A 26,515-nucleotide genomic window follows, 5' to 3' on the forward strand; every position below is an offset into this window, starting at 1 on the left:
AAGCCGCATCCGCTCAAGAGCGGGTGCGGCTTTTTCGTGTTCGGGATCCGGTCCCGGTCGCGCTGGGCGCGATCGGGCGGAGAACTACTTGGGCGTGACGATGCTCGGCCCGAGGTTGGCGATAACGTCATGCGCGTCGAATGCGCGGATGTTGTCCTTGGGCTTCGGACCCTTGCCGATCACGATCTCGGCATTGGCTTCGTATTTGTCGATCGTGTTGACGTCGATCCCGCGGTCGAAGAATGGATCGCCGAAATACGGATCCCAGCTGCGCCAGCCGAAGCCGCGGCCGCGATAGCGCCAGCTCGGGCCCCAATAGCCGCCACCGAAACCGCCACCATAACCGAACCCGCCGCCATACCCGCCGATTCCGGGCGTGGTATAGGTGCGCGTCTTCTTGTCGACTTCGCGATCGGCGAAGACGAAATAATCGCCACCGTTCTGCACCGTCAGTTCGGCTGCGCGATACAGCAAATACTTTTCGACCGTGTCGCGCGCGGTGTAGCTGTTGCCCGAGAAGCTGACCATGAAGCGGTTCGCCTCGATCTGGCGATCGCTATAGCCCGAGCGTTCGAAGCCGCGTCCGACCGCGGGGCCATAGGTGGATTCGGTAGCGCAAGCGGACGTCAGCAGGGTGACGGCGCCGAGCGCGACCACCAGGGATTTTCTAAGCGTTGGGGAAGCTATCGGCATTTCGATCTCCAGAGGCGGTCCAGTGCGGCGAACCGTGCCGTGCGGGCCATGAAGCGCAGAACGATCGAGGTGGCGCAAGGCTCCGCCAATCTTCTGGTCGCGTCACCGATAGCGCGGGCCACATGAACCGCAACTGACGCGGCGATGACGAATGCGGAAATCCGTTCGTCGATGCGACGAACCGTTTTGTCGCAGCCGGGGACGGTATCTGGCGGTTCTCTCGCGCTGGCGCCGTCACGGTATCGAGAGCGATTGCAGGCGGGGGCGTCTTGCGGTCGGCTCGGGAGGATGGCCATGCGGATTGCGCTCGGGATTTCGTTGGGACTAATCGCCGCGACCATGCCGGTCGCCGCATCTGCCGCGCCGGCAGACGCGCTCGATTCACCGCTGTCCACGGTCGTCGAACGGATGTTGCCCGTCGAGGCGAAACTCTCCCCCGATTTCCGCGTGCGCACCGATCTGCTGACCACTTCGACAAGCATCAGCCCGCTTGGCGATCCTACAGGCCCGATGCAGCATCGCTTCGCGAGCTCGATGATCGATTATTATCCGCTCGGCGGCAGCGGCCTGCGGCTCTCCGCCGGCATGCGCTTCTTCCAGGTCGCCAATTTCCTCAAGGACGCCGAGAAGGCGACTGCTGGCCTGCTGTACAACCCGCGTCTGCCTGGCAGCGGCAATGCGGTGCGGACTGGCTTCAACCGCCACACGCCCGCCGCGACGGTCGGTTATACGGGCACCTTCAAGAACGCGCTGTTCGGGGTCGAGGTCGGCAGCCTGATCGGCAACGCCAATGCCAATTTGCCGCGCGCCATGGACCGCCTGAGCAACCGCGCGCGCGGCGGGATGAATCCGATCGCCAATGTGGTGTTCGGGCTGCGGTTCTGAAGTGGGCGATACGCCACCGTTTGTGGGACTGACGATGAGGACGATCTTGAATCTCGCGCTGGGTGTCTGCGGCGCGATGCTGGCACTTCCGAGCGTGGCGCAGGCCGGCGGCATCATGGGCACCGATGCCGCGCATTGCAGCTCGGGCAAGGGGCCGGCGATCCAAGTCAACGTGCTCGATCTCAAGGACCGTCGCGGGCAGCTCAAGCTCGAGCTCTATCCCGCGAACGACGCCGACTTCATGCGCTCCGACACCGAGTTGCTCGCCGAGGGCAAGGTGTTCCGCCGCGTGACCGTCGACGCGCCGGTCGCCGGGCAAGTCGCGATGTGCATCCGCGTGCCGCATCCGGGGCGCTATGCGCTGCTGTTCCTCCATTCGCGCCGCGCGCAGGACAAGTTCGACTTTTGGCAGGATGGCGTCGGGCTGCGTAGCAACACCCGCATCGGCCGCGCGCGCCCGCCGCTCGCCAATGCGACGGTCGAGGTGGGCAACGGGGTTTCGGTACTCGATATCGAGACGCAATATCTGCGCGGACTCCGCGGATTCAGCCCATTGCGATAAAAGCGCATTACGGGCCTTGCGCGTTCGCGAAACCCGCTGCTATAGGCACGCCACTGCAGTGTTCCCCGATAGCTCAGCGGTAGAGTAGGTGACTGTTAATCACTTGGTCGTTGGTTCGAATCCAACTCGGGGAGCCATTTTCCAGCGCAGTGCGTGACCCGCAGCCTAACGCTTAGGCGCGGTCACCATCTCCCCGAAATCAGCGTTTGGCTCCGCACTCGCCGCGATGCGTCGCGCGGGTCAAGCCGCGAATTGTTCCATCGTAATCCGATCGTCGAGCGCGTGCTCGGGATCGAACAGCAGTGTCAGCTCGCGCGTGCGGTCGATCATGATCTCGACGCGCGCGACATCGCGAATCTCGCGCTGATCGGCCACCGCGCTGACGGGGCGTTTGGCGGGTTCGAGCACGCGCAGCGTGATCCGCGCCTTGTCGGGCAGGATCGCGCCGCGCCAGCGCCGCGGGCGGAACGGGCTGATCGGCGTCAGCGCGAGCATGTTCGAGCCGAGCGGCAGGATCGGTCCTTGCGCCGAAAGATTGTACGCGGTCGATCCGGCCGGTGTGGCGACCAAGATGCCGTCGCACGCGAGCTCGGGCAACACGATGCGGTCGTTGACGGTGACCTCGAGCTTGGCGGTCTGGCGCGTTTCGCGCAGCAGCGAGACTTCGTTGATCGCGGGGAGCGCGAAGCTTTCGCCGCCCACCGTCGTCGCGGTCATCGCCAGCGGCACCACCTTGAACGCCTTGATTCGCTCTAGCCGCGCATCGAGCCCGTGCGGGCGCCACTCGTTCATCAGGAACCCGACAGTGCCGAGGTTCATCCCGAACACCGGCACGACCGGCTTGCGCCGTTCGAGCATGGCGTGGAGCGTCTGGAGCATGAACCCGTCACCGCCGAGCGCGACGATCAGTTCGGCGTCCTCGACGGGCACCCAATCGTGTGCGTCGGACAGCATTGCGGCGGCGTCCTGCGCGGCCTGGGTCGGGGACGCGACCAGCGCGCGGCGCGCGCCGGCCATGTTGGCGGAAACTGTCATGGCGCGTTCCCGCTGGTGGTGTGCGGCGCTGCCACGACCGCCGGCGCGAAGCCACGCACAGCGCGGGCCTTGCGGTCGGGACGGTCGGCAAGAACAGGCGCGCTGGTCATCTTGCTTGGAGCTAGGGCTTCGGATCGAGCGTCACAAGGGCGATTGCGGCGGTAACACCCTCTTCTTTAACCCAAGACGGCGCATTAGGGTCGTTGCATGACCGGTACGCCCAACGCCCCGCTTTTCATCCTGTCGTTCCGACAGCGCGACGAACTGGCGTCCTTGGCGGCGGGCGCTGGCTGGCAAGTCGTCGCCGCGCGCCGGGCGGGCGGGGCCGAGCGACGCTTCCTGTCGAGCGGCGCCGCGGTGGCGGTGATCGATGCGCGCGGTGCGCCGGCCGACGGGGTGTATGCGGCGCGCACGATGAGCGGCGCGGTCGAGGCGAATGGTGGCGCGCTGCTCGCTTTGGTTTCGCGCGGCGAGGCGGCGACGATCGCCGCGCTTTATGGCGCGGGGGCCACGCATTTCCTGGCGAGCCCGTTCAGCGAGGCTGAATTCCTCCAGGCGGTCCGCTTTGCCGCGCGTCATGCCGAGCGGATGGCACGCGAATGGGCGGCAGGGCCGGTTTTCGCGCCGCTCGGCTGGCGCTACGATCTGATCAGCCGGACGCTCATTCTCACGCCGGGGCTCGCAGCTTTGCTCGCGATCGACGACGAGCCGAGCGTGCGCGCGATGCTGCGACGGCTCGACCGCGGTGATCGCATCGCTGCCGTGGCGGCGCTGCGCCGGGTCTCGGCCAACCGTCCGGCCACCGCCTTTGCGCATGATTCGGACCTGACGACGGTCGGGCGCGTGGTGCAGCATCTCCAGCTCGACGCCGATGGCGGGCGGATCGACGCCGTGGTCGAACCGCTCGGCAGCGCGCCCGAGCCGGCCGCCGAGCTGCGCGAATCGCTTGCCGGCGCGCGCGATGCGGGGAGCGCGCGGCGCTGGCTGACGCGGCGGCTCGCCGACGAGGCCGGCGCGCCGCTGCACGCGATGCTGATCGCGCTCAATCGCTTCGACATGGTCAATACAGCCTATGGCCGCGCGACCGGCGACGCCTTGCTCAGCAGCGCGCAGAAGCGGATCGACGATGTCGTGCGCGACATGCTCGGGCGCGACGCGCTGATCGTACGGCTCAGCGGGTCGACCTTCCTGGTTGCGGCCCGCAGCATCCGGTTGCGGATCGATCTCGTGGTCGAGCGAATCGCGCACGCTCTGGCGCGTCCGTTCGTGACGGGCGATTCGATCGCCGTGCTCGGTTGCCGGATTGGGCTGGCCGAGGCCCTGCCGGACGATAGCGCGGCAAGCCTGTTGCGCCGCGTCAGCGAGGCGCTGGCCGACGCGCGCGAATCCGATACCGCGACGATGCGCGTCGCCGACGCCGAGCAAGGCGACGCGCCGATCGATCAGCTTGCGGTCGAGCTCAACCATGCGCTCGAGCGCGGCGAGATTGGCGTGCTGTACCAGCCGCAGGTGTCGGTCTCGACCGGGGCGATCGTTGGTGTCGAGGCCTTGGCACGCTGGGAGCATGGCGTGCTCGGCACGATCGGCGCCGAGACGCTGTTCGCCGCGGCGGCACGGGCCGATCTCGAGATCGGCCTGTCGGACCATATCCAGCGCGTCGTTCTCGCGCAGGCGGCGGCGTGGCCTGTGGCCCTGGCGGGCTTGCGCCTGTCGCTCAATCTGACCGCAGCCGATATCGCGCGGCCGGGTTTCGCCGACCTGTTTCTCGACCGCGTCGATGCCAGCGGCTTTCCGCGGACGCGGCTGACGCTCGAAATTACCGAGAGCGGGCTGATCGAGGATCTCGGCATCGCCTCGGCCTTGCTGTCGGTGCTGCGCGGGGCGGGGTGCCGGATCGCGATCGACGATTTCGGGACGGGCTATTCGAGCCTCGCCTATCTCAAGGCATTGCCGCTCGATTATCTCAAGATCGACAAGAAGCTCGCGCAGGACATTACCGGGTCGGCGCGCGACCGGATCGTGGTGCGCGGCGTCATCGACATGGCGCGCTCGCTCGGGCTGACGGTGATCGCCGAGGGGGTCGAGACGCAGCCGCAACTCGAGGCGCTGGCGGCCGAGGGGTGCCAGATCTATCAAGGGTTCCTGTGCGCCGAACCGATCTCGGTCGAGGCACTCGAGGCGCTGGTCGCGCGCTAGCTGGAGGTACCGGAATGAAGCGTCTTGCCTTGGGAATGTTCCTCGCCGCAGTGCCGCTTGCGGCCAACGCGACCCCGCCAGCGCCCGTGGCGCAGCGAGCGCCACAAGCGGGCGTCGAGGCGGCGATGGCCGATAGCGCGGCGGGCTGGAATGCGGGCGATCTCGCGCGCTTCATGGCGGTGTATTCGGACGCACCCGAGACCAGCTTCGTGACGAAGACCGGCGTGCTGCGCGGCAAGGCAGTGATGGCTGAGCGCTATCGGACCAAATACGACTTCGCCGACGTCGGCAAGCGCGGCGTGCTGAGCTTCGTCACGCTCGACTTCCGGCTGCTCGATCGCGGTCATGCGCTCTATATCGGCCGCTACACGCTGCGCGCCGCCGATGGCAAAGAACAGTCGGGGATGACCTCGCTGGTGTTTCGCAGGGAGCGGGCGGGGTGGCGGATCATCGCCGACCATAGTTCGTGACCTCACCGTTCCCCGGCGAAGGCCGGGGCACAGCAGCGCGCCGAAGCTGAGCGGGCGCAGCGCCCGATGCTCTTCCGCTCCGCTACTGGGCCCCGGCCTTCGCCGGGGAACCAACTGGGCAGGGCGCGTTACCCCGCCGCCTTGGCCAACCCCTTCGACAGTTGCAGCGCGCCGTGTAGCCGCGCCTTGGGATCGCCCCAAGTCCGCGTTACCACCAGCTTGCTGTCGGGCCGCAACCGCGCGACGCCGTCGAGCTTGGCGACCCATGCCAGCAGCCCCTCGACGTTCGGCGGCTTGTCGTCGAAGAAGGTGACGAGCGCGCCCTTGGGGCCGACGTCCATCTTGGCGACGCATGCCTTCTTGGCGTTCAGCTTGATCTCGATGATGCGGATCAGGTTCTCGGTCGGTGCGGGGAGCTTGCCGAAGCGGTCGATCAGCTCGGCGGCGAACGCCTCGACCTGGTTCTGGTCCTCGAGATCGTTGAGGCGTCGGTACAGCCCCATCCGCAGGTCGAGATCGGGGACATATTCCTCGGGGATGAGGATCGGCGCGTCGACCGTGATCTGCGGCGAGAAATCCTTCGGGCGCAGTCGCTGGCCGCCGGCCTTGGCGTCCATGATCGCTTCTTCCAGCATCGACTGGTAGAGTTCGAAGCCGACTTCCTTGATGTGCCCCGATTGCTCGTCGCCGAGCAGATTGCCCGCACCGCGCTGGTCGAGATCGTGGCTGGCGAGCTGGAAGCCCGCCCCCAGCGTATCGAGATCGCTCAGCACCTTGAGCCGCTTCTCGGCGGTCTGGCTGAGCGTGCGGTTCTCGGGCGTGGTGAGATAGGCATAAGCGCGCGTCTTGGCGCGTCCGACACGGCCGCGCAGCTGGTAGAGCTGGGCGAGGCCGAAGCGGTCGGCGCGGTGGATGATCATCGTGTTGGCGCTCGGGATGTCGAGCCCGCTCTCGACGATCGTGGTCGAGATCAGCACTTCGAACTTCTTGTCGTAGAAGGCCGACATCCGCTCCTCGACCTCGCTCGGCGCCATCTGGCCGTGCGCGACGACGTAGCGCACCTCGGGCACGCGATCGCGCATGAACGCCTCGATCTCGGGCAGGTCCGCTATCCGCGGGGTGACGAAGAAGCTCTGGCCACCGCGATAATGCTCGCGCAGCAGCGCTTCGCGCAGCACGACCGGGTCCCACGGCATGATATAGGTGCGCACCGCCAGGCGATCGACCGGCGGGGTCTGGATCACCGACAGCTCGCGGATGCCCGACATCGCCATCTGCAGCGTGCGCGGGATCGGCGTCGCGGTGAGCGTGAGGACGTGGACGTCGGTCTTGAGGCCCTTCAGCCGTTCCTTGTGCGTGACGCCGAAGCGCTGCTCCTCATCGACCACGACGAGCCCGAGCCGCTTGAACTCGATCCCCTTGGCGAGGATCGCGTGCGTGCCGATCACGACGTCGATCGTGCCATCGGCGAGGCCGGCCTTGGTCGCCTTCGCCTCCGCGCCGGGGACGAGCCGCGACAGCCGCCCGACATTGAGCGGGAAGCCTTCGAAGCGCGCGGTGAAATTGTTGAAATGCTGGCGCGCGAGGAGGGTGGTCGGGCAGACCACCGCGACTTGGAGCCCGGCCATCGCTGCGGCGAAGGCACCGCGCAACGCGACCTCGGTCTTGCCGAAGCCGACGTCGCCGACGACGAGGCGGTCCATCGGCGTGCCCTTGAGCAGATCGCCCATCACGTCCTCGATCGCGCGGTCCTGGTCGTCGGTTTCCTCGTACGGGAAGCGGTCGACGAAGGCGGCATAGCCGCTGTCGCGGTCGATCGTCTCGGCGGGGCGGAGTGCGCGTTCGGCGGCGGTGGCGATGAGCTCGCCCGCGATCTCGCGGATCCGCTCCTTCATCTTCGACTTGCGGCGCTGCCAGGCTTCGCCGCCGAGCCGGTCGAGGCTCGCGCCTTCGCTGTCCGAGCCGTAGCGGCTGAGGACTTCGAGGTTCTCGACGGGGACGAACAGCTTGTCGCCGCCGGCATAGGTGAGCGCGACGCAATCGTGCGGCGCCTGGCCGACGGGGATCGAGGTCAGGCCCTCGTAGCGGCCGATGCCGTGGTCGGCATGGACGACGAGATCGCCCGGCGTGAGCATCGCCAGCTCGGCGAGGAAGGCGTCGGCCGATTTCTTGCGCTTGGCGCGGCGGACGAGGCGGTCACCGAGCATGTCCTGCTCGGTGAGGAGCGCGACTTGGGGGCTAGAGAAGCCGTGGTCGAGCGGCAGGATGATGAGCGCTACCGTCGCGCCGTGTCCTCCCCTCCCGCAGGCGGGAGGGGGGAAGTAGGAGCAGAAGCGCCGAGCGCCTCCTGCCACGTGTCCACCAGCTTGAGGTTTGTCGCCCCGTGATCGCGCAGCAACCCCGCCAGCCGCTCGCGCGCGCCCGCCGAATAGCTCGCCAGTACGGCTTTGCGCCCATCGCGCTCGAGCGTGCGCAAATGATGCACCACCGCCTCGTACACGTTCGCGCCATTCGCGCGCTCGGCCCCGAAATCGCGCGGTCCGTCGACGCCGAAGTCGAGCACGCTCGCACTCTCGGGCTCATGGAATGCGGTGATGCGGTGCGCCGGCGCCTCGTCGAGCCGCGCCGCGAAGTCCTTCGCCGTCAGATACAGCGCATCGACCGGCAGCGGACGATAGCTGCCGGGATCGCTGACCTGCGCCTTGACGCGGTTGGCGTGGTAATCGGTGATCGCCTCGAACCGCTGCTCGGCCGCCGCGACCGACCCTGCGTCGCGCAGGATGACGGCATCGTCGCCGAGATGGTCGAACAGCGTCGTGAGCTTGTCTTCGAACAGCGGAAGCCAATGCTCCATCCCTGCAAGACGCCGACCTTCCGAGATCGCCTGGTACAGCGGATCGCCCGTCGCGGTCGCGCCGAAGCGCTCGCGATAGCGCGCGCGGAAGCGCTTGATACTGTCCTCGTCGATCAGCGTTTCCGAGGCGGGGAGCAGGATGAAGCCGTCGACGCGCCCCGTCGTGCGCTGGTCGGCGGGATCGAACGTGCGGACGCTCTCGATCTCGTCGCCGAAGAAATCGAGCCGCAGCGCGTGCTCCTCGCCGCTCGGGAATAGATCGACCAGGCCGCCACGCACCGCGAATTCGCCCGAATCGGCGACGGTCTCGACGCGGACATAGCCGTTCGCTTGCAGCTGCGCGGCGAGCTTGTCGCGACCGATCCGCTCCTTGGGCGCGAGCTTGGCGACGAGCTGGCGGATGCGGAACGGCGTCAGCGTGCGCTGCGCCACCGCGTTGACCGTTGTGAGCAGGAGCTGCGGGCCCTTGATCGGCTGCTGCAGCCGGTGGAGCGTCGCCATGCGCTCGGCCATCACCCGCAGCGTAGGGGAAGCGCGATCGTACGGGAGGCAGTCCCACGCCGGGAAGGTCAGGATCTCGAGCTCGGGCGCGAAGGTCTGCGCGGTCGCGGCGATCGCGCGCATCGCAGCTTCGTCGGGCGCGACGAACACCGCGCGCGACTTGGCGGCGCGGGCGAGGTCGGCGAGCAGCCACGGCTCGAACCCGGTCGGCACGCCGGCGAGCGTGAGTGGGGTCTTGGCGGTGAGGATCGTGTTGAGGTTTGGCATCGGTACTTTCGAGGTCCGTCACCCCGGCACACGGCCGGGGAACGAGAGACTATTCCGCGATCGGCACGTAGTTGAGCGCCTGCAGCGCCTCGAGGATCGATCCGCGATAGCGTTCGGGGCAGGTATCGGTCCCGATCGCCCACGCCATGATATCGACGTCCTGCTCCTCGAGCAGCTCCTCGACCAGCGTGAGCTCGGCACCGTCCCAGCCCGCCGAGCGCGCATCGAAGAAGCCGCCGATCAGCAGATCGGCTTCCTTGGTGCCGCGGTGCCAGGCGCGGAAGCGCAGGCGTTTCAGGCGGGTCTCGCGGTCCATGCTCGCTCCATACAGAAATGCCCGACACCGACCGACAGCGGAACGCTGGCGGCGGAAGCCGGGTGGGGGTAGAGGACCCAGATAGTCATGCGACCCGATATCCTCAATCCATTGTTCGCCGAAGTCACGGCGCTGAAGGGCATCGGCCCGGCACTCGCCAAACCGCTCGACCGGCTCGGCCTGTCGCGCGTCGTCGATGTCGCCTTCCATCTGCCGACCGGCTGGGTCGATCGTCTCGCGCGTGAAGAGCTCGACATGGCCGATGCCGGGCGGGTGATCGCGATCACGCTGACCGCGCAATCGTACCGCTCGAGCGCGGGGCGCGGGCCGACGCGGGTCCATGCGACCGATGCGCTCGGCAACGTCGTCAGCCTCGTTTATTTCGGCGGGAATTCGGGCTGGGTGAAGAAGTTGCTGCCGGTCGGCGAGCCACGCCGCGTATCGGGGCGGCTCGAAATGTACGGGCAGGATCTGCAAATGGTCCACCCCGACTATGTCCTGCCGCTCGAGGAAGCCGGCGACACGCCCGAGCGCGAGGCGATCTATCCGCTGTCGGAGGGGATGACCTCGAAGCGCCTCGGCCAGCTCGCCGCGCAGGCGATCGAGCGCGCGCCAGACCTGACCGAATGGATCGAGCCTGGGTTACTCGCCAAGCAGCAATGGCCCGCCTGGCGTGAGGCGCTGGCGCGGATCCACGCCGATCCCTCCGACGCGATGGCGCGCGAGCGGCTGGCGTACGACGAAATCTTTGCCAACCAGCTGGCACTGATGCTTGTGCGCCAATCGTCGCGGGCAAGGCGGGGACGGGCGCTCGCGGGGACCGGCAAGCTGCGCGATGCGCTGCGGCTGCCCTATGAGCTCACCGGCGCGCAGGCGCGTACCGTGCGCGAGATCGAGGGCGATCTCGCCCAGCCGCAACCGATGCTGCGCTTGCTGCAGGGCGATGTCGGCTCGGGCAAGACGCTCGTCGCGACGCTCGCGATGCTCGTCGCGGTCGAGGCGGGCGCGCAGGCGGCGTTGCTCGCGCCGACCGAGATCCTCGCGCGCCAGCATTACGAATCGCTGCGCCGCACGCTCGCCGGGCTGCCGGTCGAGGTCGCGGTGCTCACCGGGCGCGACAAGGGCAAGGTGCGCGAGGCGACGCTGATGGGGCTCGCCGCGGGGACGATCGACATCCTGATCGGCACGCACGCGATCTTTCAGGAGGCGGTCGCGTACAAGGATCTCGGGCTCGTCGTGGTCGACGAGCAGCATCGCTTCGGCGTCGCGCAGCGGATGATGCTCCAGGCCAAGGCCAAGGCTGCACCGCATTTGCTGGCGATGACCGCAACGCCGATCCCGCGCACGCTGACGCTCGCCAATTATGGCGAGATGGACGTCAGCCAGCTCGACGAGATGCCCCCGGGCAGGCAGCCGATCGAGACGCGCGTGATTTCCGAGGACCGCCTTGCCGATGTCGTCGATGCACTCGGCCGACATTTGTCGGATGAGGGCCAGGCATACTGGGTCTGCCCGTTGGTCGAGGAAAGCGAGAAGAGCGACATGGCCGCCGCCGAGGCGCGCGCCGAGACGCTGCGTGCGCGCTTCGGCGACCGTGTCGGGCTGGTCCACGGCAAGATGAAGCCCGCCGAGAAGGACGCGGTGATGAGCGCGTTCTCGGCCGGGCAGCTCGGCGTGCTCGTCGCGACGACGGTGATCGAGGTCGGGGTCGACGTCCCCAATGCGACGCTGATCGTGATCGAACATGCCGATCGCTTCGGGCTTGCGCAGCTCCACCAGCTGCGCGGTCGTGTCGGGCGTGGCTCGGGCAAGTCGAACTGCCTGCTGATCCGCGGCGGGTCGCTGAGCGAAACGTCGCGCGCGCGGCTCGCCTTGATGCGCGAGACGACCGATGGCTTCCGCATCGCCGAGGAAGATCTGCGCTTGCGCGGAGCAGGGGAGCTGCTCGGCACCAAGCAATCGGGCGAGGCGGGCTTTCGTTTGGCCACGCCCGACATGCTGATGACGCTCCTTCCGGTCGCGACGGATGATGCGCGGCTGCTGATCGACCGCGACGGCGGGCTCGAGGGTGCACGCGGGCAGGCGGCGCGCACCGCGCTCTATCTGTTCGAGCGCGATGCCGGGGTTGCGCTGTTGCGGTCCGGCTGAGCGCTACTTCGCCTTCAACAGCACCGCGAGCAGTTCGTAATATTCGGGCAATGCGATCGCCACGTCGAGTTCGCACCCGATCCGCCCGCCCAGCGCCCAGCGAATCTCGGCGACCACCACCCCGACCACCGGAAGCGTGACGCGAAGCCGATCGCCGACGCCGTAGCTCAGGTCGCACCGCGCCATCAGCCCGGCGGCCGAGAGATTCACGATCAGCAAGGAGAGTTGCCGCGCGTCGGGCCCGAACGCCCGTGCGCGGTAATGTACTTCGTCGCGGACGAGCGTCCGGCTCTCCGCTGTCGCCAAGTCCAACGCCTTACCCATTACAAGCCCCCTCTTGGGTGGCCTTGACGCTAGGGCCGCGGGTGTGAAGCAGTACGGAACGAACCCGCTTAACAGCGGATTACCCGAACTGTGGCGCAATCAGCCGCGGACGAGCAAGCCGTGGTTCTTCTTGCCAGCCGCGATTCGCACCGGCGCATCGCCGACGCTGACGATCATCGCTTCGTCGCTGACCTTGTCGGCGCCGACGCGGGCGCCACCGCCCTTGATCAGCCGCTTCGCTTCGCCCTTCGACGCAGCGAAGCCCAGGCCGATCAGCGCGTCGACGATGCCGATATCGCCGCTCACGGTGAAGGTCGGCAGCGAGCCGCCTGCCGCCCCTTCCTCGAAGGTCCGGCGCGCGGTTTCGGCCGACTCGATTGCCGCGGCTTCACCACGGCACATCGTGGTCGCGGCATTGGCGAGGATGATCTTGGCGGCATTGATCTCGGCGCCCTCGAGCGCCTCGAGCCGCGCGATCTCGTCGAGCGGCAGATCGGTGAACAGCCGCAGGAAGCGCCCGACGTCGCGGTCGTCGGTATTGCGCCAGAATTGCCAGTAATCGTAATGCGGCAGCTGGTCCTCGTGGAGCCACACCGCGCCCGACATGGTCTTGCCCATCTTCCCGCCGTCGGCGGTGGTGATCAGCGGCGTCGTGATGCCGAACACCTCGGTCCCGTCCATCCGGCGCGAGAGCTCAATCCCGTTGACGATGTTGCCCCACTGGTCCGATCCGCCCATCTGCAGTCGGCATCCGGCGCGGCGTGACAGTTCGAGGAAGTCGTAGGCTTGGAGGATCATGTAGTTGAATTCGAGGAACGACAGCGACTGCTCGCGGTCGAGCCGCAGCTTGACCGAGTCGAACCCGAGCATGCGATTGACCGAGAAATGCTGGCCGACGTCGCGCAGGAACGGGATATATTCGAGCTTGTCGAGCCACTCGGCATTGTCGAGCATGATCGCGTCGCTCGGCCCGTCGCCAAAGGTCAGGAAGCGTTCGAAGATGCGGCGGATCGAGGCGACGTTGTGCGCGATCCCGTCATGGTCGAGCAGCTTGCGCGCTTCGTCCTTGAAGCTCGGGTCGCCGATCTTGCCGGTGCCGCCGCCCATCAGCACGATCGGCTTGTGCCCCGCCTGCTGGAGCCGGCGCAGCAGCATGATCTGCACCAGGCTGCCGACATGGAGCGAGGGCGCGGTCGGATCGAAGCCGATATAGCCCGGCACGACCTGCTTCGCCGCAAGCGCATCGAGCGCCGCCGCGTCGGTGGTCTGGTGGATATAGCCGCGCGTCGACAGCAGGCGGAGGAGATCGGAAGTGTGCTCGGTCATTCCGCGCGCATAGCCGATTTTTGCGTTCGTTAAATCCCCGGCAATTGCCGTTGCGGATCGACCGGTGTGCGGCCCTTGCGCATTTCGAAATGAACCTCGGGCCGGCTCGCCGCGCCCGAATCGCCCGACAGCGCGATCGTCTGGCCGCGCTTGACCGCCTGGCCGCGCCGGACGAGCAGCTGACTGGCATTGGCGTAGACCGTCGTCCAGCTCGAGCCGTGCTTGACGATCACCAGCCCGCCGAGCGTCGGAACCCCGCTGCCGGCATAAGCCACGACACCGTCGGCCGAGGCGAGAATTGGCGTGCCGAGCGGCACCGCGATGTTGACGCCGTTGAACTTCTCGCCCGAGGCGCCCGGGCCGAAGCGCGTGATGATCTTGCCGTGGACCGGCCAGGCGAAGCCGCTCGTCAACTGCGCCGGCTCGGCAAGCGCTTGCGTCGGCGCGAGCACGCGGCGCGGTGAGGCGGTCGGCTGGGCGGGGCGCTGGTTGGCGGCGAGCGCGGGCTCGCTGCCGGTGAGGATATCATCGATGTCGAGCGTGAAGGCGGCGGCGCGCTCGGCCGCCGAACTGCCGCCAGCGGTACCCGGGATCAAAACGCGCATCCCGACGCGCAGCGTGTAGGGCGCGGTCAAATCGTTGACGGCGATGATCCGCGACCAATCGACCGCATAGGCGCGCGCGATCGCGATGCCCGTCTGGCCCGCGCGCACGAGATGATAGCGCCCGCCCGGGATCGTCAGCCGCTGGCCGGCGCGCACCACGAAGGGCGGAGGCAGTTGATTCGCGCGCGCGATCGCTTCGGATCCGCCGCCGGTGCGATCGGCAATCGCGCGCAGCGTGTCGCCAGGGCGGACGAGATAGGTCGTCGTATCGATCGTCGCGGCATCGGCGGTGACGGGGCGGGCTTGCCACGCCGGCAAGGGCGCGGGGAGGGCGGAGACGCGCTCGTCGATGCGGCGGGGTTCGTAGCGCTCGGGCTGTGTATCTTCGCGCGGGCCGGTCCGGTCGTCGCGCCACGCCGTATCCTGGCGATCGCGCGGCGGGCGATACCCGCGGTCGGGTCGGTCGGGATTGGGAATACACGCGCCGAGCGTCGTCAACAGCAGCATTGCCGCCCAGCCGTATTCCCTGCCCCGCACCATCCCCGTCCCCCTGATCGCCCCCACCGTTACGTATAAAGCTGGTTAAGCATAGCGAGCGACGCGTGATGTGTCAGGTCGAGATGCAAGGGCGTCACCGCGATGAACCCGTCGGCCACGGCTTCGAGATCGGTCGAATGCGCCGGCGTGTCGATCGGCGGACCGAGCGCGAACCAGTGATAGTCATAGCCGCGCGGATCGCGGTTGGTGACGATCTGCAAGCGGCCATAGTCGCGCAGGCCCTGTTGCGCGATCCGGATGCCCTTCACCGCATCGGCCGCGCCTGCCGGGAAATTGACGTTGACGAGCGTGCGCGGCTCGAGGGGTGCATCGATCAGCGGGCGCAGCACGCGCTCTCCCCATGCCGCGGCGGCATCGAACGGGACGGTGTCGCCCATGCCCTGCTTGTCATAGACCTGGCTCAGCGCGATCGAGCGAACGCCCGCGAGCGCGCCCTCCATCGCCGCCGAGACGGTGCCCGAATATGTCACGTCCTCGGCAAGGTTGGCGCCGCGATTGACTCCCGACAGGATCAGGTCTGGCTTGTGATCGGCCATGATCCTGGCGAGCGCCATCATCACCGCATCGGTTGGCGTGCCCGCGACGGCGAAGCGCTTCTCGCCGTGCTGGCGAACGCGGATCGGCCGGGTGAGCGTCAGCGAATGGCCCGCGCCCGATTGCTCGTCGGCGGGGGCGACGACCCACACATCGTCCGAGAATTTCGCGGCGATCGTTTCCAAGATTTTGAGGCCGGGGGCGTGATAGCCGTCATCGTTGGTGAGCAAGATGCGCATCGGATCTCTTTCAAATTCGAACCAACTCCCGTTCGCCCTGAGCTTGTCGAAGGGCTGCTCGCCACACATTCCGAAGTGTGTGTGGCGAGCAGTGCTTCGACAGGCTCAGCACGAACGGTTTGGGTCAGTGCTTGGGCTCCAACCGCGTCACGCCACCCATATAGGGTAGCAGCGCCTCCGGCACCGTGACGCTGCCGTCCGTATTCTGATAATTCTCGAGCACTGCCACCAACGTCCGCCCGACCGCGAGGCCCGAACCGTTGAGCGTGTGGACGAACTCGGTCTTCTTCTCGCCAGCGACGCGGTAGCGCGTGTTCATCCGCCGCGCCTGGAACGCGCCGGTGTTCGAGCACGAGCTGATTTCGCGATACGCGTTCTGGCCCGGCAGCCAGACTTCGAGGTCGTAGGTCTTGCGCGCGCCGAAGCCCATGTCGCCAGTGCACAGCAGCAGCTTGCGATAGGGCAGGTTGAGGCGTTCGAGGATCGTCTCGGCGGCGCGGACCATGCGCTGGTGCTCGGCCTCGCTGTCGTCGGGGCGCACGACGCTGACGAGCTCGCATTTCTCGAACTGGTGCTGGCGGATGAAGCCGCGCGTGTCGCGCCCCGCCGCGCCCGCTTCGGAACGGAAGCACAGCGTGAGCGCGGTCAGCCGCAGCGGGAGCGCGCTTTCATCGAGCAATTCGCCCATCACGCTCGCAGTCAGGCTGACTTCGCTCGTCGGGATGAGCCAGCGATCGTCGGTCGTGCGAAAGCTGTCCTCGGCGAACTTCGGCAGCTTGTCGGTGCCGTACATCGCCTCGTCCTTGACGAGTACGGGCGGGTTGCATTCCTCATAGCCATGCTCGCGTGTTTGAACGTCGAGCATGAACTGGCCGAGCGCACGGTGCAGACGCGCCATGTCGCCGCGCAGGAAGGTGAAACGCGCACCCGAGAGGCGCGCGCCGGTCTCGAAATCCATGCCGAGCGCAGGGGCGAGATCGGCATGTTCGCGCGGCGTGAAGTCGAAACCGCGCGGGGTGCCCCAGCGGGCGACTTCGACATTCTCTTCTTCGCCCGCGCCGTGCGGGACATCGTCGGCGGGCAGATTGGGGATGATCTCGAGCGCGGCCTTGAGCTGTGCCGCGACATCCTTTTCCTCGGCCTCGATCGCGGGCATCCGCTCCTTCAACGCGGCGACCTCGGCCATCAGGCTGGCGGCGGTGGCGTCGTCCTTCTTGGCCTTGGCCGCACCGATCGCCTTCGACGCTTCGTTGCGGCGCGCCTGGCCGGTCTGCGCTTCGGTGATCAGCGCGCGGTGGCGCTCGTCGAGCGCGACCAGCCCGGCAGCGAGCGGCGACAGCCCGCGACGCGCGAGCGCGGCATCGAAGGCGGCAGGGTTTTCGCGGATCGATCGGATATCATGCATGGTCGCAGGCTATGCCCAGCCTGCCGCACGCGCGCAACCCGCGCGGCACGCGGCGCGTTGCCCGACATACCACCAACCATAAGAGGCCAGCGCCCATGCAGATTTCCCACAACGCCGTCGTGCTCGTCGCCGATGGCCGCAAGTCGCTGTTCCTGCGCAACGAGGGCGATGCGACGCATCCCAACCTCGTCGTCGAGCGCGCGGTCGAGCAGATCAATCCGAGCGACGGCGAGCAGAAGACCGACCACGCCGGACGCTCGTCGTCGAGCGTCGGTGGCGGCCACAATTCGATGGCCGAGGTCGATTTTCACCAGCAGGAGGAAGATCGCTTCGCCGCCGACACCGCCGCGCTGCTCAAGAAGCGTGCGCTGGCGAACGATTACGACCAGCTGTTCGTCGTCGCCCCGCCGCGGACGCTCGGCGAGCTGCGCAAGCATTATCACAGCGAAGTCAGCGCGCGGTTGAGCGGCGAGCTCGACAAGGATCTTACCGGACACCCGATCGACCAGATCGAAAAGGCGCTGCAAGCCGCCTGAAACAAAACGGGCTCCCGCGATGGTCGCGGGAGCCCGTTTGTATTCGCGCGATCAGCCGGTCAGGCGGCGATGGCGTTCCGCTTGGTGAAGCGCTTGCGCGCAACGAGCGCTGCCGCCGCTGCGCCGAACAGCAGGACCATCGGCGGCGCGGGCACTGGTGCGGGCGGGCCATCGGGATTGCCGGGGGTGCAGTTCGCGCCGCAGCTCGAGCTGCCATAGCTGCTGCTGCCCCAATTGCTGCTCGAATTCCAACCGTGGCTGCTCGATCCATAGCTGCTCGAGCTAGCCGACGAGGTGCTCGTGCTCGATCCGTTCGACGAACTGGCCGACGAGACATTGCCGCTCGAGGCCGAGGAGACGTTGCCGCTCGACGAGGTCGACGACGAGGAGGCCGACGAAACGTTACCGCTCGAGGAGGTCGATGACGAGACATCGCCGCTGCTGCCGCCGGACGCGGAGGAGACGTTGCCGCTCGACGACGATCCGCCCGTCGACGACGTGCTCGACACGGTCGCGCCGCCGGTGCTGCTCGAGGATCCGCCGCTGCCGCCCGACGACGAGGTGCTGGAGACTGCACCACTCGACGTGGAGGAGCCGCCGGTCGAGGTCGAGGAACCGCCGGTCGAGGTCGACGAGCCGCCAGTCGAGGTCGACCCGCCGCTGGTGGACGAACTGGTCGAAGATCCGCCCGACGATACGTTGACGACGGTGCCGCTGCTGCCGGTCGACGTCGACGAGATCGTGATGTTGCCGCCGCCTCCGCCGCCACCGCCACCACCGAAGAAGCCTCCAGCAAAAAAGCCGCCGCCGCCGCCGAAGCCGCCGCCGATCACCGCTGGGCCATAGCCGCCCGGCGACCCGTTAAAACCGTTGAACGCGGGCGGCAGCGGGATCGGCGCGCCCTGCGTCGTCACCACGACCACCTGCGGTGGCGGGGTGGTACGCGTCGTCGTCACGACTCGACGGACCCGGCGCACCGAGGCCACCGCCGTCTTGCGTACGATTCGCTTGGTCTTGTGAACATAGGCCGTGCGGGCCCGAGACGAATCCGCGACATGCACCGCGCCGCCGCCGACGATCGCGCCGCCGCACGCACAGGCACACAGTTTCGCCAAGGCCATCCGCACCGACATATCGCCACTCTCTCTTTACCGTTAAATCAATACTATATGGCGTTCCACGGTAAGCTTCGCCACGTCGCTTTATCGGGTAAACGGCAACAAATCGTTACGTTCAAGCGCGTTTCCCACCTCACAACCCTTAATCCACGATTTTGTAACATTCGCAAAGGTTGATTGTGAGTTAACGTTTCGTCTTGGGACAAAGACGCGTTTGCCGCTTGCACGGCGCCGATGCGTGTCCGGGTGGGTGCGGGAAAAGCACATTGCGCCAAGCAACGGAAGAAGATCGCATCGGATTGCTTGTGGAGCTTCAAGGGCATGGCTATAGGCCCGCACGACGTGAGTTGACCCGGGGGCGGACCCACGATGCGTTCGGCATCGTGCGGCTGTGGGAGAAAATGGGATGGCGACGGTCTTGAATCGACACGATGACTCCGCGAAGTTCGCAGTGCCGCCCGTCGGCGGTGATGACGGCTACCGGCCAAGCGCCGACGAAGAGTTCATGAACCCGCGGCAGCAGGCGTATTTCCGCGCCAAGCTGCAGGGGTGGAAGGACTCGATCCTGCGCGAGGCGGCAGGAACGCTGTCGCAGCTCCAAGTCGATACGCTGCGCGAAGCCGATCTGACCGATCGCGCGTCAAGCGAGACCGACTGGTCGATCGAACTGCGCACGCGCGATCGCCAGCGCAAGCTCATCTCGAAGATCGAGGCGGCGATGCGCCGAATCGATGAAGGCGAATATGGCTATTGCGAAGTGACCGGCGAACCGATCTCGCTCGCCCGGCTCGAGGCACGGCCGATCGCGACGATGACGGTCGAGGCGCAGGAGCGCCACGAACGCCAAGAAAAGATCTCGCGCGAAGAGTGATCTTCCGCATCTGTTAAGTGGTTCGATACATTTCCCCGGCTATCACGATCATAACGGAGGCCGTAAGTTTCAGGCGATGGATCAATATTCCCACGATCCCCTCAGCGCTCCCGACGAGGATGGCGCCCACAACCGGCAGGAGTCGCGCGACAGCCTGTTCCTGATGGCGGATTTCCGCGTCGTCGGTGGTAGCGAGGTTCGCCCGCTCCGGGTGCGCAATCTGTCGGCCGGTGGCTTGATGGCCGAACTCCAGGGCGGGCTCGAACAGGGGCTGCGCGTCGAATTCGATGTGCGGGGAATCGGTTGGGTGCCCGGGCAGGTCGCTTGGTCGGCGGCCGGGCGCATTGGCGTGGCGTTTGACCAGCAGATAGATCCGCTGCTGGCGCGCAAGCCCGTCGGGCAGGGGGCGCAAACACCAACCTTTGTAAAGCCGATCTTCGGTCGCCCGCTTCGCTGAGGCGGTCGATCGGCGGGTAAGCGGACCCGGACGCGCTGCGCCCGGGCCCTGTGGCGTCAGATTTCCGCCAATTCCTGTTTGATCCTGAGCTTCTGCTTCTTCAGCGCGGCCAGCGTAACGGCGTCGGGCAAGGGACGCTGCGCTTCGGTGGCGATCTGTCGATCGAGGACTGCATGCTTGGCCGTCAGGGCCGAATGATGCGCGGTCTGCATGGATGCGTACCTCCTTCATGAGCTGCTTGGGGGAGCGAATAGAACCATGCTTGAGGTTAATTGTCTTCCCTCATTTTGCGGGATCGCGACGCGCGCACCGAATTTCGCGACCGGTCGATTTTATCCGTGTCGCAGCGCCGCGATTTGCTAAGACGAGGCAATCGAGCGGGGACCGAATGGACGACAGCCTTATCGCAAAGCGCCTCGAGGTGTTACGCGTCGAACATCGAGATCTGGATTCGGCCATAGGCGCGCTGATCGACAGCGGCTCGGCGGACCAGCTCCAGCTTGCGCGGTTCAAGAAGCGCAAGCTGCGGCTGCGCGACGAGATCGCGCTGCTCGAAGACCAGTTGATTCCCGACATCATCGCCTAGGCCACCAGCGTCTAGCGCGCCGCTCCGCTTTGGGACATGCCGCCGCAAATCTGCGATGGACGCGCTACCTTTGCGCCATCGATTATGGCTAAGGTCAGCGATGCGAGTAAATTGGCACGACTTACGGATGCAGCGGCGCGTGATCGACACGTTGTATATTAATGCGATGGTGCTGGCCGACGAAGCCCGCAGCTATTTCGATGAGGGCGGGCGCGCCGATCGCGAAGCGCTCGATCCGATGGCGCGCGTCGCCTTCTCGTGCGAATCGCTCAAGGTCACGACTCGCTTGATGCACATCATCGCCTGGCTGCTGACGCAGCGCGCGGTCGAGGCGGGGGAAATGCTGCCGCGTGACGCGCTTGATCCGTCGCGCCGGCTCGGCACCGCGCTGGTGACCGATTCGGTTGCGCTCGAACAGATGCCCGAATCGGCGCGCACGCTGATCGCGGCGAGCGTGGAATTGCATGGCCGCGTCGCGCGGCTCGACGAAGCCAGCGCGGGCGTAGACCTCGAGATCGAAAGCCCGGTGCGATCGCTGCACCATCGGCTGGCGATGGCGTTCTAGCCCGCCGCGCGAGCCTGTGAGGCGAGGGGGCCGGATCCGTCCGGCCCCCGTCGTTCAGAGCTTCAGCCGCTCGCGCGCCGCGCGGTACTGCGCTTCGAACCGGTCGACCATCGCCGCGACCGACTCGACGCGCTCGATCACGCCGATTCCCTGGCCCGATCCCCAGATTTCCTTCCACGCCTTGGGCTTGGCGCCGTTGCCGGTGCCGAAGTCCATCGTCTTAAGATCGCCCTCGGGCAGCGCATCGGGGTCCATGCCCGCCGCGACGATCGAGGCGCGCAGGTAATTGCCGTGCACGCCGGTGAACAGGTTCGAATAGACGATGTCGGCGGCCTTGCCCTCGACGATCCCCTGTTTGTACGCGGCTTCCGCATTCGCCTCGAGCGAAGCGATGAAGGGTGAGCCCATATAGCCGAAATCGGCGCCCATCGCTTGCGCCGCGAGGATGGCGTCGCCCGTCGCGATCGAGCCTGACAAGGCGAGCGGCCCGTCGAACCACTGGCGGATTTCCTGGATGATCGCGAAGGGCGACAGCCGCCCAGCGTGCCCGCCCGCGCCGGCGGCAACCGCGATCAGCCCGTCGGCGCCCTTTTCGATCGCCTTCCGCGCGAAGCGGTCGTCGATCACGTCGTGCAGCGTGATCCCGCCCCAGCTGTGCACCGCGGTGTTGAGATCCTCACGTGCGCCGAGCGAAGTGATGACGATCGGCACTTGCCACTTCGCGCAGGTCGCGAGATCGGCCTCGAGCCGCTCGTTCGAGCGATGGACGATCTGGTTGACCGCGAACGGCGCCGCCGGGCGCTCGGGATGGTCGCGGTTATGCGCCGCCAGTTCCTCGGTGATGCGGTGGAGCCATTCGTCGAGCATCGCTTGCGGTCGCGCGTTGAGCGCGGGGAAGGATCCGACGATCCCCGCCTTGCACTGCGCGATCACCAGTTCGGGACCCGAGATGATAAACAGCGGCGAGCCGATAAGGGGAAGCCGCAGCGACGAGAGGAGGGGCGGTGTGCTCATGTCCGTTTCATAGCGCAACCGAAAGGACTGTCCAGCGGCCTCGATTTGCCTCGCGTGCAGAAAGCCTTATGGCGCGCAAATCCCCGTTTGTTTCCGGAGTAACGAAGTGAAGCTCACCCTTGCCGCCGCGCTGTTGCTCGGAACCGCGACTCCTGCTTTCGCTGTCGGGCAATTGCCCAGCGGCATCGCGCCGGTCGCCTATGACATCACGATTCGCCCCGACGCCAAGGCGATGACCTTTTCGGGCGAAGAAACGATCAGCATCGCGGTCGCCAAGCCGACTCGCACGGTCGTGCTCAACGCCGCCGACCTCAAGATTTCGCGCGCGATGGTCGACGGGGCGGCGGTGCCCTTCACGATCGACACGACCAAGCAGCAGCTGACGCTGACGCTGCCGACGATGCTCGCCGCGGGCCAGCACCGTGTCCAATTCGCCTGGACCGGCACGATCAACACCTCGGCCGCGGGCCTGTTCGCGATCGATTACAGCAACCAGGACGGCTCGTCGTCACGGCTGCTGGTCACGCAGTTCGAGGCGCCCGATGCGCGCCGCTTCGCGCCGATGTGGGACGAGCCCGGCTACAAGGCGACCTTCAAGCTCAGCACCGTCGCGCCCGGCGACCAGACCGCTTTCTCGAACATGCCCGTCGCCAGCGTGACCAAGCAAGGCGACGGCAGCAAGCTGTACCACTTTGCCGAGACGCCGAAGATGTCGAGCTATCTGCTCTTCCTCGGCATGGGCGATGTCGAGCGCAAGACGGTAATGGCGGGCAAGACCGAGATCGGTGTCATCACGCGCCGCGGCGTCGTCGACCAGGGCGATTACGCGCTCGAATCGGCCAAGCGTTTGCTGACCTATTACAACGACTATTTCGGCCAGCCCTATCCGCTGCCCAAGCTCGACATGATCGCGGGCCCGGGCTCGAGCCAGTTCTTCGGCGCGATGGAAAATTGGGGCGCGGTCTTCTATTTCGAGCCCGAATTGCTCTACGACAAGAAGCGCGCGACGCAGAGCGGCAAGCAGCGCATCTACACCGTCGTCGCGCACGAGATGGCGCACCAATGGTTCGGCGATCTCGTCACGATGAACTGGTGGGACGATCTCTGGCTTAATGAGGGTTTTGCCTCATGGATGGAGAACAAGTCGAGCATCGACCTCAACCCCGACTGGTTCGCCGGCGCGACCGCGGTGGCGCAGGATCGCGAAGGAGCGTTGCAGGTCGATGCGACCGCCGCGACGCATCCGATCATCCGCCATGTCGAGACCGTCGACCAGATCGGCGAGGCGTTCGACGGGATCACCTACGCCAAGGGGCAGGCGGTCATCGGCATGATGGAGTCGACGCTCGGCCCAGACGTGTTCCGCGACGGCATTCGCCGCTACATGGCGAAGTACAAATACGGGAACACCACGACTGATCAGCTGTGGGCCGAGCTTTCGGCCGCCGCAGGGCGCTCGGTCGCCGACGTCGCGCACGATTTCACGCTCCAGCCCGGCGTCCCGCTCGTCACGATGACGGGCGCGCGCTGTGTCGCGGGCAAGACGCAGGTGACGCTGACGCAAGGCCGTTTCGGCTATGATGCGACCGCCAAGCAGCCGCTCGACTGGCACGTGCCGCTGACGCTCGGTGTGGTCGGACAGCCGGTGACGCGCGCCGTGGTGCGCGGGGCGAAGCCGACGACGGTCAGCGTGGGCGGCTGCGGCACCGTCGTGCTCAACCGCGACAAGGGGTCGTATGCGCGCGTGCTCTACAGCCAGGCGGGGCATGACGCGATCGTGCGCGACTTCGGCACGCTCGCACTGACCGATCAGCTCGGCACGCTCGGCGACGATTTCGCGCTGGTCAAGGGCGGCAACCAGAAGCTCGATCGCTATTTCGCCGATGTCGCGGCGGTCGCGCTCGATGCGAACCCCTTGCTGTGGCAGACGATTGCCGGGCAGCTCGCCGACCTCGAGGGCCGCTTGCCCAAGGGCGCGGCGAAGGACGCGATGCGCGTGCGAGTCCGCGCGACGCTTGCTCCGGCGATGCAGCGTGTCGGCTTCACCGCGACCAAGGACGAATCGCCGCTCGTTGCAACGCTGCGCGAAACGCTGATCGCGGTGCTCGGCCATCGCGGCGACCCTGCGATTGCGGACAAGGCGCGCGGCTATGTCGCCGCATTGGCGACCAACCCCGATGCGATCCCGGCGGCGATCCGTCAGCCGATCCTCGGCACGTACGCGACCAATGCGACGCCGGCCGAATGGGACGCGCTGCTCAAGCTGACGCTCGCCGAGAAGAATCCGGTGGTGAAGAACGGTTATGTCCGTTTGCTCGGCGCGGCCGAGGACGATGCGCTCGCGCAGCGCGCGCTCGATCTTTTGACCACCGATCGCTTCACCGCGCCGCAAAAGGCCGGTTTGCTGAAGGCGGTGGCGGGTGGCCATCCCGACATGGCGTTCGACTTCGCGCTTGCGCATCTGCCGCTCGTCAACACATTGGTCGAGACGAGCACGCGCGCCGGCTTCGTCGCGAGCCTGGGCGCGGGGTCGGACGATCCGGCGATGCCGGGCAAGATTACCGCGTTCGCCGCGGCCAATCTGCCGCCAGCGGCGCGTGGCGGTGCCAAGGCGATCGTCGCTTCGATGGCAGCACGGCAGTTGGTGAATGCCCGCATCCGCGGCGACATCGCGGCGTGGGCGACGCGCGGACAGTAAGCGGCATGCGGCTTCCCCGGCGTAGAGCGCCGGGGAAGGGGGGGGTGTTCAGTCGATCCGCGTGAGCCCGGCGGCATATTCGCGGCCATTCGCAACATAATGCTCGGCCGAGACGCGCAGCATCGCCTGCGCGGCGTCGTCGAGCGTACGGACGGCGCGGGCAGGTGAGCCGACAATCAGGCTGCCAGGCGGGAACACCTTGCCCTCGGTGACCAGCGCGCCAGCGCCGACGATCGATCCTTCGCCGATCTCGGCGTGGTTGAGCACGATCGCGCCCATCCCGATCAGCACGCGGTCGCCGATCGTGCAGCCATGCAGCACGGCGTGGTGGCCGATCGTGCAATCTTCGCCGATGGTAAGCGGGGCGCCCGGGTCCGAATGGCACATCGCGCCTTCCTGGATGTTGCTGCGCGCCCCGACGATCATCGGCGTATTGTCGCCGCGCACGACCGCGCCGAACCAGATGCTGACATCTTCGCCGAGCCGTACGTCGCCGATCAGCTCGGCGCTCGGCGCGATCCAGGTCGCTTCGCCCAGCGTCGGGCGGAGTCCGTCGATTTCATAAAGCGGCATGGCGATCTTCATGGGTTGTGCAGGCATCGTGCACCTCGATTGGCGCGGTCGGCAAGTCGCACGCCGTTTTACGCCGCCGGTTCCGCGGCTTGATCCGGCTCAAGCAGATATAAAGACACGCATTTCTGCGGAGCTCGGCGCGTGCACGTGGCGTTGATACGCCATTGCAACCGAGAGGAAGACAGCATGGCTATCAAGTTTGCCGGAACGATCAACGCCCTCAATCGCGGTATCGGCTCGACCAAGCCCGACAAGGGCGGCGACATGATCGAGGATTGGGAAGCCGCACTCGCGGATATCGACACGCCCGGCGCAAAGGGCATTCTTCGCGACCTCGCGTCCTTACGCAAGCAGCTCGAGCGCGCAGCGCCTGATGCCGACCGAGTTCACGCATTGCTCCATCGTCTCGGCGAGGCGACGACGCGGATCGCCGAGAAGGCCGAGACCAATCAGGAAAAGCTCAAGACGCTGGGCGAGGCACTGACCGAGGCGGGTGAAGATCAGCCCGACGAGGCAGAGGATGTTGCAGCCGCGGCGTCTCCTAAGCGTGGTCGCGCTAAGGCGTGATCATAGGGGGCAGGGAGACCTGCCCCGACTTGCTCGAGCGGTCAGAAGGCGTGGAATGCTCCGCAGGCCGCGCATCTGACATCGCCGTAGCTGTGCAGAGCCCGCGGAGATCCGAGGATTTCCGCGGGCTCAGCGCGTGTTTGAAAGAAAATTGCAAAAAACCGTTTGACCGAATCAAACACCCCGACTAGAGACCACTCCACCGCAGCGACGGACCGGACGGTTCGCTTCTGCAGTCACCAAATTGTCGGCGCCGAGGGGCTCTTTGAAAGAAGGGCATTTCCTTAGCGTCGGTATTTTGCGCTCTTTGACATTGTCGGTTTAGATGAAGGGACATGTGGGCGGCGGCTCCGGGTCCAACGTTTTCAAGGCGTTGGTAATTCGGTTAAAGCTAAGTCGTTCTCATATGTCCTTCACGTATCCATACGTAATGGACGGTCCATGCGGTTTTCGAACTGCGCGGGTCGTCTGAAAGATATTGTGCAGAGCGGCTCCTTGAGATGAGCGAGATTATCGTGGAATTCCACTGCGATGATTTTGTGACATAAACTTGAGAGTTTGATCATGGCTCAGAATGAACGCTGGCGGCATGCCTAACACATGCAAGTCGAA

25 protein-coding genes, 1 tRNA gene, 1 rRNA gene and 1 pseudogene are annotated in these 26,515 nt (G+C 66.5%); 15 read left to right on the forward strand and 13 right to left on the reverse strand.

Translation table 11 applies throughout. The annotated features are described in order from the left end of the window. Nucleotides 1-84 precede the first annotated feature (84 nt). Entirely contained in the window at nt 85-693 is a 609-nt protein-coding gene (locus QN347_RS07445; protein ID WP_133187513.1) for a CC0125/CC1285 family lipoprotein, read from the reverse strand. A gap of 294 nt (nt 694-987) precedes the next feature. Between QN347_RS07445 and QN347_RS07450 the strand changes: the two genes are divergently transcribed. From QN347_RS07450 to QN347_RS07460, 3 genes are all read left to right on the forward strand, one after another. Next, nucleotides 988-1,578 (forward strand): hypothetical protein, encoded by a 591-nt coding sequence (locus tag QN347_RS07450; RefSeq protein ID WP_322159550.1) that lies wholly within the window; start codon nt 988-990, stop codon nt 1,576-1,578. Nucleotides 1,579-1,612: 34 nt separating this feature from the next. Beyond that, nucleotides 1,613-2,140 (forward strand): DUF2141 domain-containing protein, encoded by a 528-nt coding sequence (locus tag QN347_RS07455; protein WP_322159548.1) that lies wholly within the window; start codon nt 1,613-1,615, stop codon nt 2,138-2,140. Nucleotides 2,141-2,202: 62 nt separating this feature from the next. Next, nucleotides 2,203-2,277: transfer RNA gene (locus QN347_RS07460), tRNA-Asn, on the forward strand. A gap of 103 nt (nt 2,278-2,380) precedes the next feature. Here QN347_RS07460 and QN347_RS07465 read toward each other — a convergent pair. Continuing rightward, a complete protein-coding gene (locus QN347_RS07465; RefSeq protein WP_240699022.1) occupies nt 2,381-3,175 on the reverse strand; it encodes an NAD kinase in 795 nt (264 codons plus the stop codon). 207 nt (nt 3,176-3,382) lie between these two features. Here QN347_RS07465 and QN347_RS07470 point away from each other — a divergent pair, with 207 nt between their 5' ends. Both QN347_RS07470 and QN347_RS07475 read left to right on the forward strand, forming a co-directional pair. Further along, on the forward strand, nt 3,383-5,371 hold the full coding sequence (locus QN347_RS07470) for a GGDEF domain-containing phosphodiesterase (RefSeq protein ID WP_322159546.1): 1,989 nt from the start codon (nt 3,383-3,385) through the stop codon (nt 5,369-5,371). A gap of 14 nt (nt 5,372-5,385) precedes the next feature. After that, nucleotides 5,386-5,841 carry a YybH family protein gene (locus tag QN347_RS07475; RefSeq protein ID WP_322159544.1) on the forward strand — a complete coding sequence of 152 codons (456 nt, stop codon included), beginning with the start codon at nt 5,386-5,388 and terminating at the stop codon, nt 5,839-5,841. A 128-nt stretch (nt 5,842-5,969) separates the two neighbouring features. Here the strand turns inward: QN347_RS07475 and mfd are convergent. After that, nucleotides 5,970-9,463: pseudogene (mfd, locus tag QN347_RS07480) on the reverse strand (transcription-repair coupling factor). Between the two features lie 49 nt (nt 9,464-9,512). Continuing rightward, a complete protein-coding gene (locus QN347_RS07485; protein ID WP_133187525.1) occupies nt 9,513-9,779 on the reverse strand; it encodes a succinate dehydrogenase assembly factor 2 in 267 nt (88 codons plus the stop codon). A gap of 87 nt (nt 9,780-9,866) precedes the next feature. Here QN347_RS07485 and recG point away from each other — a divergent pair, with 87 nt between their 5' ends. Continuing rightward, complete coding sequence (gene recG / locus QN347_RS07490) at nt 9,867-11,927, forward strand: ATP-dependent DNA helicase RecG (protein ID WP_322159540.1); 2,061 nt, start codon at nt 9,867-9,869, stop codon at nt 11,925-11,927. Nucleotides 11,928-11,930: 3 nt separating this feature from the next. Here recG and QN347_RS07495 read toward each other — a convergent pair whose 3' ends face one another. The 5 genes from QN347_RS07495 to serS all read right to left on the reverse strand — a co-directional run bounded on the left by QN347_RS07495 (nt 11,931) and on the right by serS (nt 16,918). Further along, a complete protein-coding gene (locus tag QN347_RS07495; protein ID WP_133187529.1) occupies nt 11,931-12,251 on the reverse strand; it encodes a PilZ domain-containing protein in 321 nt (106 codons plus the stop codon). A gap of 99 nt (nt 12,252-12,350) precedes the next feature. Continuing rightward, nucleotides 12,351-13,577 (reverse strand): tyrosine--tRNA ligase, encoded by a 1,227-nt coding sequence (gene tyrS / locus QN347_RS07500; RefSeq protein ID WP_322159538.1) that lies wholly within the window; start codon nt 13,575-13,577, stop codon nt 12,351-12,353. Nucleotides 13,578-13,606: 29 nt separating this feature from the next. Next, nucleotides 13,607-14,722 carry a M23 family metallopeptidase gene (locus tag QN347_RS07505; protein WP_322159536.1) on the reverse strand — a complete coding sequence of 372 codons (1,116 nt, stop codon included), beginning with the start codon at nt 14,720-14,722 and terminating at the stop codon, nt 13,607-13,609. A gap of 26 nt (nt 14,723-14,748) precedes the next feature. Then, nucleotides 14,749-15,513 carry a 5'/3'-nucleotidase SurE gene (surE, locus tag QN347_RS07510; RefSeq protein ID WP_322159534.1) on the reverse strand — a complete coding sequence of 255 codons (765 nt, stop codon included), beginning with the start codon at nt 15,511-15,513 and terminating at the stop codon, nt 14,749-14,751. A 124-nt stretch (nt 15,514-15,637) separates the two neighbouring features. Further along, on the reverse strand, nt 15,638-16,918 hold the full coding sequence (gene serS, locus QN347_RS07515; RefSeq protein ID WP_322159533.1) for a serine--tRNA ligase: 1,281 nt from the start codon (nt 16,916-16,918) through the stop codon (nt 15,638-15,640). Between the two features lie 95 nt (nt 16,919-17,013). On the opposite strand from serS, the gene QN347_RS07520 reads away from it, so the two are divergent. Next, entirely contained in the window at nt 17,014-17,454 is a 441-nt protein-coding gene (locus tag QN347_RS07520) for a host attachment family protein (RefSeq protein ID WP_189676936.1), read from the forward strand. Between the two features lie 59 nt (nt 17,455-17,513). On the opposite strand, the gene QN347_RS07525 is transcribed toward QN347_RS07520, so the two are convergent. Then, nucleotides 17,514-17,609, reverse strand: coding sequence for a PEP-CTERM sorting domain-containing protein (locus QN347_RS07525; RefSeq protein WP_133187541.1), 96 nt, complete (start codon nt 17,607-17,609; stop codon nt 17,514-17,516). Between the two features lie 139 nt (nt 17,610-17,748). Here QN347_RS07525 and QN347_RS07530 point away from each other — a divergent pair, with 139 nt between their 5' ends. The 3 genes from QN347_RS07530 to QN347_RS07540 all read left to right on the forward strand — a co-directional run bounded on the left by QN347_RS07530 (nt 17,749) and on the right by QN347_RS07540 (nt 19,900). Continuing rightward, nucleotides 17,749-18,300 (forward strand): hypothetical protein, encoded by a 552-nt coding sequence (locus tag QN347_RS07530; protein WP_322159531.1) that lies wholly within the window; start codon nt 17,749-17,751, stop codon nt 18,298-18,300. Between the two features lie 678 nt (nt 18,301-18,978). Then, nucleotides 18,979-19,443: an RNA polymerase-binding protein DksA gene (gene dksA, locus QN347_RS07535; RefSeq protein WP_133187545.1), complete on the forward strand. Its 465-nt coding sequence runs from the start codon at nt 18,979-18,981 to the stop codon at nt 19,441-19,443. A 76-nt stretch (nt 19,444-19,519) separates the two neighbouring features. Then, nucleotides 19,520-19,900: a PilZ domain-containing protein gene (locus QN347_RS07540; RefSeq protein ID WP_133187547.1), complete on the forward strand. Its 381-nt coding sequence runs from the start codon at nt 19,520-19,522 to the stop codon at nt 19,898-19,900. A 56-nt stretch (nt 19,901-19,956) separates the two neighbouring features. On the opposite strand, the gene QN347_RS07545 is transcribed toward QN347_RS07540, so the two are convergent. Then, nucleotides 19,957-20,112 carry a YdcH family protein gene (locus tag QN347_RS07545; RefSeq protein WP_322159529.1) on the reverse strand — a complete coding sequence of 52 codons (156 nt, stop codon included), beginning with the start codon at nt 20,110-20,112 and terminating at the stop codon, nt 19,957-19,959. Between the two features lie 176 nt (nt 20,113-20,288). On the opposite strand from QN347_RS07545, the gene QN347_RS07550 reads away from it, so the two are divergent. Further along, on the forward strand, nt 20,289-20,486 hold the full coding sequence (locus QN347_RS07550; protein WP_133187551.1) for a YdcH family protein: 198 nt from the start codon (nt 20,289-20,291) through the stop codon (nt 20,484-20,486). A gap of 127 nt (nt 20,487-20,613) precedes the next feature. After that, nucleotides 20,614-21,051, forward strand: coding sequence for a DUF1465 family protein (locus QN347_RS07555; protein WP_322159526.1), 438 nt, complete (start codon nt 20,614-20,616; stop codon nt 21,049-21,051). Between the two features lie 54 nt (nt 21,052-21,105). Here the strand turns inward: QN347_RS07555 and QN347_RS07560 are convergent, their stop codons facing one another. Beyond that, on the reverse strand, nt 21,106-22,065 hold the full coding sequence (locus QN347_RS07560; RefSeq protein ID WP_133187553.1) for an NAD(P)H-dependent flavin oxidoreductase: 960 nt from the start codon (nt 22,063-22,065) through the stop codon (nt 21,106-21,108). A gap of 106 nt (nt 22,066-22,171) precedes the next feature. Here QN347_RS07560 and QN347_RS07565 point away from each other — a divergent pair, with 106 nt between their 5' ends. Beyond that, entirely contained in the window at nt 22,172-24,763 is a 2,592-nt protein-coding gene (locus tag QN347_RS07565; RefSeq protein WP_322159523.1) for a M1 family metallopeptidase, read from the forward strand. Between the two features lie 48 nt (nt 24,764-24,811). On the opposite strand, the gene QN347_RS07570 is transcribed toward QN347_RS07565, so the two are convergent. Next, nucleotides 24,812-25,336 carry a gamma carbonic anhydrase family protein gene (locus tag QN347_RS07570; protein ID WP_322164084.1) on the reverse strand — a complete coding sequence of 175 codons (525 nt, stop codon included), beginning with the start codon at nt 25,334-25,336 and terminating at the stop codon, nt 24,812-24,814. Between the two features lie 186 nt (nt 25,337-25,522). Here QN347_RS07570 and QN347_RS07575 point away from each other — a divergent pair, with 186 nt between their 5' ends. Beyond that, the gene (locus QN347_RS07575; protein WP_206365636.1) at nt 25,523-25,903 is read left to right on the forward strand and encodes a hypothetical protein; all 381 of its coding nucleotides are present in this window, start codon (nt 25,523-25,525) and stop codon (nt 25,901-25,903) included. 546 nt (nt 25,904-26,449) lie between these two features. After that, nucleotides 26,450-26,515: ribosomal RNA gene (locus QN347_RS07580) — 16S ribosomal RNA — on the forward strand; the annotation flags it as partial.

Source organism: Sphingomonas sp. 10B4 (assembly GCF_035019905.1).
Lineage (GTDB): Bacteria > Pseudomonadota > Alphaproteobacteria > Sphingomonadales > Sphingomonadaceae > Sphingomonas > Sphingomonas glacialis.